Annotated in this window: 6 protein-coding genes and 2 pseudogenes; 4 read left to right on the forward strand and 4 right to left on the reverse strand. The window is 71.6% G+C overall.

Annotation, left to right across the window (positions count from 1 at the left end; genetic code table 11):
- Positions 1-362: pseudogene (locus ABZ749_RS28200) on the forward strand (hypothetical protein); the annotation flags it as partial.
- A 90-nt stretch (positions 363-452) separates the two neighbouring features.
- Here the strand turns inward: ABZ749_RS28200 and ABZ749_RS28205 are convergent.
- Entirely contained in the window at positions 453-1,427 is a 975-nt protein-coding gene (locus ABZ749_RS28205) for a hypothetical protein (protein ID WP_357233115.1), read from the reverse strand.
- 268 nt (positions 1,428-1,695) lie between these two features.
- Here ABZ749_RS28205 and ABZ749_RS28210 point away from each other — a divergent pair, with 268 nt between their 5' ends.
- From ABZ749_RS28210 to ABZ749_RS28220, 3 genes are all read left to right on the forward strand, one after another.
- Positions 1,696-1,959: a Scr1 family TA system antitoxin-like transcriptional regulator gene (locus ABZ749_RS28210; protein ID WP_357233117.1), complete on the forward strand. Its 264-nt coding sequence runs from the start codon at positions 1,696-1,698 to the stop codon at positions 1,957-1,959.
- A gap of 19 nt (positions 1,960-1,978) precedes the next feature.
- Entirely contained in the window at positions 1,979-2,167 is a 189-nt protein-coding gene (locus tag ABZ749_RS28215) for a DUF397 domain-containing protein (protein WP_357233119.1), read from the forward strand.
- 144 nt (positions 2,168-2,311) lie between these two features.
- Positions 2,312-3,412 (forward strand): AI-2E family transporter, encoded by a 1,101-nt coding sequence (locus ABZ749_RS28220; RefSeq protein WP_357233125.1) that lies wholly within the window; start codon positions 2,312-2,314, stop codon positions 3,410-3,412.
- 68 nt (positions 3,413-3,480) lie between these two features.
- On the opposite strand, the gene ABZ749_RS28225 is transcribed toward ABZ749_RS28220, so the two are convergent.
- From ABZ749_RS28225 to ABZ749_RS28235, 3 genes and pseudogenes are all read right to left on the reverse strand, one after another.
- Positions 3,481-4,290, reverse strand: a complete 810-nt coding sequence (locus ABZ749_RS28225; protein WP_357233121.1) for an alpha/beta hydrolase — start codon at positions 4,288-4,290, stop codon at positions 3,481-3,483.
- Positions 4,291-4,463: 173 nt separating this feature from the next.
- The gene (locus ABZ749_RS28230; protein ID WP_357233123.1) at positions 4,464-4,793 is read right to left on the reverse strand and encodes a hypothetical protein; all 330 of its coding nucleotides are present in this window, start codon (positions 4,791-4,793) and stop codon (positions 4,464-4,466) included.
- An 11-nt stretch (positions 4,794-4,804) separates the two neighbouring features.
- A pseudogene (locus ABZ749_RS28235) lies at positions 4,805-5,478 on the reverse strand (hypothetical protein); the annotation flags it as partial.

The following is a 5,478-nucleotide window of genomic DNA, read 5'->3' on the forward strand; positions in this document are numbered from 1 at the left end:
GGTCGGGCGCGGCCTCCGGGTCGGGCGCGGCCTCCGGGTCGGGTGCGGCCTCCGGGTCGGACGCGGGCGCCGGGCTGAAGACGGAGCCCGCCGACACCAGGCAGCCGGTGAACGCCGCCGCGGACGAGTCCGGGCAGTCCACGACGCGGCCAGTGGCCGAGCCGGTGACCACTGTGGATGGTGGCACGGCGAGCGCCGGGGTGGACGGGGAGCCGACAGTGGCCGCCGTTCCGGGCGAGGGTGGCCGGGGCGCCAAACCCACCAAGATCACTAGCACCGGTGAGAACGGCAAGCGACCCACCAAGCCGACCACCGACGAGCGCAGCGCCAAGCCCAGCAAGGTCACCATCGAGAAGGAGTGACGGGCACCCACCCGTCGAAGCTTCCAAATCTTGGACAGTTTCCGTCAACCACCGCTTGAGCCCGCCGCGTTGACGGAAACTGTCCAAGATTCACTTCTGCGCCGGGTGACGTAGGGGCACGGTGGGGGTCCAGCCGGCTGCGACGAGGGCGCGGCGGACGGTGTCGGCCACCTCGTCCGGGCGAGCGCGGACCAGCCAGGCCGGGAAGCGCAGAATCCGGTCGCCGCTGGTCCAGACGTCGTTCTGCCGACGCATGTCGGCAGCCCACTGCCTGGCATCCATGTGGTGCGCGCCGTCGATCTCCACCTGCACCCGCCACTCCCGCCAGTACGCGTCCAACCAGCGGTTCCTGCCGGCCGCGTCGACCCGGTGTTCCTGCAGGTCCGGGGCGGGCAGCCGATGTCTGCGGCACAGCCGCAGGAAGTCGATCTCCGAGAGCGCCTGGGCGCCGCCCGCGATGTCACTGATGGTCTGCCCGATCAGCCGCCGACGGGGGGCCCGAGGGAGGACGTCGAGCACCGCCCGCAACTCCTCGGGCAGCACCCGGCGTTGCTGGCAACCGGCGGCCAGCACCGACTGCGCCTCGTCCACGCTGACCGCCCACCCCGCCGCGTCGACCAGCGCCCTGGCCAGCGTGGTGCGCGGCGGACGGGCGAGTTGGCGGTGCGATTCCGGTAACACCGACGTGCGATGCACCAGCACCGCAGGCATGTCGATCGGAAGTCGACGCAGGGTGGTCCGCGCGGCACGGCGGGCTGCCGGCACCAGCACGTGCAGCGGTTCGCGTCGCAGTCCCCGTACCCCGGCTTCGGCGGCGGCGGACACCCCGGCCAGCACCGCCCCCGGCCCGGCCGCCAGCACCGCCACCCACAGTTGCTGGTCGCGGGTGAGTCGACCGTTACCGGCCAGCAGGATCCCTCGGCAGATCGACCGCCACCGACCGGAGCGGATCCGGCCCCGCACCCGCGCTTCGCTGAGCAACCCGGCGACCTGCGCGGTCGTCAGCACGCCCGCCTGCTCGAAGGCGAGCCAGTCGAGTGCGTCGGCGTCATCGGCGGGCAGCATCCGAACAGCTTTCGCCCCTCAGCGCCGCCCCACCACCAGATCTTGGACAGTTCCCGTCATGGCGTGACGGAAAGTGTCCAAGCTCCGCGGGTCGGCGGGGTCGAGGCGACGTCCCGCGGCGTCCGCGCGCGGCGGGGTCGGGAAAACACGGGGTACGGACCGAGCCCCGGCTGCGGCACCCCCGACATCGGGGTACGTGCCCTCCCGCCTGAACTGGAGCCCGTCGGAGTTGGTGCTGCGGCGTGCCGGCGAGGAGGTTCGCGGGTTGGTGGTCGAGCAGATCACCCACCTCGCCGCCAGTCTGGAGCGACCACACGTCAGCCCGCACATCGTTCCGGCCGACACCGGGCTGCACGTCGGCCTTTCCGGACCGTTCAATCTGGCCCGAGGCACCGACGGTGGTTGGGTGGGGCACATGGAGCATCAGATTGACGGTCTCGTGGTTGATGGCGACCATGAGGTGGCTACGCTGCTGGCGCGTTGGGAGATGATCAGAAACGCTGCGTTGTCTCGCCGCAGTCGATCGAACTGATGAAGAAAGTTGTGACCTCATGGACCTGACCGGCGCAGTTTGGCGCACCTCCACTCGCAGCGGCAACAGTGCGTGCGTCGAGGTGGCGGACAACCTGCCCGGGATGGTGGGAGTGCGGGACAGTAAGGATCCGTCCGGCCCGCTGTTGGTGTTCGCGCCGGCCGCGTGGCGGGCGTTCGTGGCCGTCGCCCGTCGTCCGACGGCCTGAGCCGGGAGGTTCCTGGTGCCACAGCACGACCCGTCCGGCGACGACCCAGACGTGCCCGCCAATCCCCGGCCGCCGACAGCGCCACCGTCGGCCGAGACACCACCGTCGACCGAGACGCCACCGCCGATCGAGACTCCGCCGCCGGTGCCGGTTCCCGTCCCGGGGGTCGACCCGGACGAGCCGCCGGCGGTCCCGTCCGGAAAATTCGGCACACCGGGGCGGCCACTACGCCGCAGCAGCTTCCTGCTCGGCTTCACCGGTGCGTTGGGCGTGCTGCTGGCGTACACCCTCTATCTGGGGATTCGGAATGCCGGCGGCATCCTGGTGCTGGTGGTGATCGCGCTCTTCCTCGCGGTCGGCCTCAACCCGGCGGTGGTCCGGCTACGCCGTTGGGGTGTGCCGCACGGCCTGGCGGTGGCGGGGGTCGCCCTCACTGTGGTGTTGCTGCTCTGCGGCGGCATCGTGGCGCTGGTCCCGCCGATCGTCACCCAGTCGGGGCAGTTCATCGACCAGATCCCAAGCCTGCTCGACGAGTTGCGCCGCAACCCGACGGTCAATGACCTGGTGGAGCGGTACGACGTGGTGGAGCGGGTGCAGGGCGCAGCCAACGCGCAGACTGTCGGCCGAGCGCTGGGCGGGGTGCTGGGCGGGGCCCAATTGATCTTCGGCACGGTGTTCCGGACGCTGACCGTGCTGGTGCTGACCATCTACTTCCTGGCGTACTTCGACAAGCTGCGCTCGCTGGGCTACTCGTTGGTGCCCCGCTCCCGGCGGGAGCGGGTGCAGCTGATCGGTGACGAAATATTGGCCAAGGTTGGCGCCTACATGGTCGGCGCGCTGAGCATCGCGGTGCTGGCCGGCGCGACCACGTTCGTCTTCGCGCTGATCGTCGACCTGCCCTACCCGTTCGCGCTGGCAGTGGTGGTCGCGGTGACCGACCTGATCCCGCAGATCGGCGCAACCCTGGGCGCGGTGATCGTGAGCCTGGTCGGCTTCGCCGCCGACCTGCCCACCGGCATCGCCTGCGCGGTGTTCTTCCTCATCTACCAGCAGGTGGAGAACTACCTGATCTACCCGAAGGTGATGCGGCGCTCGGTCGAGGTCAACGAGGTGGCGGCCCTGCTCGCCGCGCTGCTCGGAGTGGCGCTGCTGGGTGTGGTGGGCGCGCTGATCGCCATCCCCACGGTGGCCGCGCTGCAACTGATCCTGCGCGAGGTGGTGCTGCCCCGCCAGGAGCGCCGCTGAGCATCAGCCCGCCGGACCGGCCGCCAGGCCGGGGACGAGCGGGTCAGCCAGCCTCGGTCGCGGCCGGGTCAGTCCGCCTTGGTCGCGGCCGGGCCGGGGACGGGGGTGTCGGCGAAGGCAGCCACCGTCCGGTCGGCGTACGCGCTGACGTCGCCGGACTCCATCGGGCCGTCCCAGGTTGTCGGAAGCGGCACCTCAACAGCCGGGTTGACCCGCCGGACGATCTCGTCGAGCACCGTCTCCGCGTCGCCCACCCAGAGGTGCTTGGCACCCGGCACCCCGACCACCTCGGCCTGTGGCACGGCGGAGAACCGCTCCCGCGCCTCGGTGGGGCGCAGGTAGTCGTCGAACTCCGGCACCAGCGCCACCAGCGGCCGACCCGAGTTGGCCCAGGTGGCCAGGTCCTCGGGGGCGGAGAAGCGCAGCGGCGGGGAGAGCAGGATCGCCCCGGCGATCGCCGGATCGCAGCCGTACTTCAGCGCCAGGTCGGTGCCGAACGACCAGCCGACGAGCCAGATGTTGGGCAGCTCGGCGAACTCCGCGTACTCGATGGCGGCGGCCACGTCGTACCGCTCGCCCACCGCGCCGTCGAAGGCTCCCTCGCTGGTGCCGCGCACGCTGGTGGTGCCCCGGGTGTTGAACCGCAGCACCGCCAGGTCGGCCAGCGCGGGCAGCCGCCAGGCCGCCTTGCGGAACACGTGGCTGTCCATCATTCCGCCGTGGGTCGGTAGCGGGTGCAGGCAGACCAGGGTGGCCACCGGCGGCCGGTCGGCCGGCAGGGCCAGCTCACCGACCAGTCGCAGACCGTCGGCGGTGTGCAGCTCGATGTCCTCCCGGCGGCCGGGCAGGATCGACGACGCGCGGATCGCTGTGCTCACCGTTCAAGTCTGTCGCGAAGTCGCCGCCGCCGCCCGCCCAGGCACGAACAGGGTGACCCAGGTCGCTATCGGGCAGGTCCCCGAGCCCTTATCCGGGCGGTCGGCTCACCCCGGGCACCGCAACGCCCGGGGCAATCGGCTCAGTCCAGCGGCAGCGCCCCGGGCCCGGTCGTTCAGTAGCGCGGGGAGCTCCGGCCCCGCTGCACCGCCGGGCCGCGCCGCTCCCGGGCCCGCCAGCAACCGCTGTGCCAGTGCCGCCGGTCGGTCAGGTCACCCAGGCCGTCCGCCGGCCAGGCGACCAGGTGCGCCACCCCCGGTCGGATCTCCTGGTTGCAACCGGGGCAGCGGTACGTCTTGACCGACGCCCCGGCGCCGATGCCGCGTACCTGCCAGGCACCGTCGGTCCACTGCTGGACCGAGGCGACGCCCTGCCGGACGCGGTCGGCGTCCAGGTTGGCGTTGTCGTCCCGGCGAGGGCGATTGCGACGGGGGCTCACAGTCACCAAGGTTACGGTCACTCCCAGCTGGCCGGCTCGCCAAGGTCGTCGGCGACCCGGAGCCCGCCGATAACCGTGCTGACCTCCGCGTCCGTGGGCGACCGCTCCCAGCGGTTCTCGTACCCCATGGACAGCAGGGTGTTCGGAATTCCGAGCACGTGCCAGAAGTCGCCCATGTCGAACACCGGCCTGCCGGCGATCTCGCGATTGGCCTTGGCCCGGTCGGGCGAGGATGGACGGGGTGAGTAGTCGAGCCGCACCGGCAAGGTGGCCGCGCCCCTGAGAGCGACTGTCAGCACCGCTTCGGTGTGGTCCGAGGCCGCGACTGGCATCTGCGTCGGCATCGTGGTTCCCGCCACGTTCACGATGCGGGGCCAGACCAGTTGCCGCACCGCCACCTCGCACGCGCTGATTCGTGCACCCGGGGGCAGGGCGGTCAATCGAACCGGCGCGACGCAACGACGGGCTTCGTCAAACCGCAGCGCCGCCGCCGCCCGGCGGACCTCGGCGCTGGTCTCCCCGAGAGCCGCGACCCGGACGTACAGGCCCGGAACGGGCTGCCAGCGCAGCACCCAACCCTTCGTGACCCTGTCGAGCTGACGTATCACCCCGTTGTACCTTGATGCGGCGTCGACGTCCTGGCGGGGCGGGGCGAGATCCCTGTCGCTGGTGACGGTGGCCTTGTCGGGGC

Source organism: Micromonospora sp. NPDC047753 (assembly GCF_040642735.1).
Taxonomy (GTDB): domain Bacteria; phylum Actinomycetota; class Actinomycetes; order Mycobacteriales; family Micromonosporaceae; genus Micromonospora.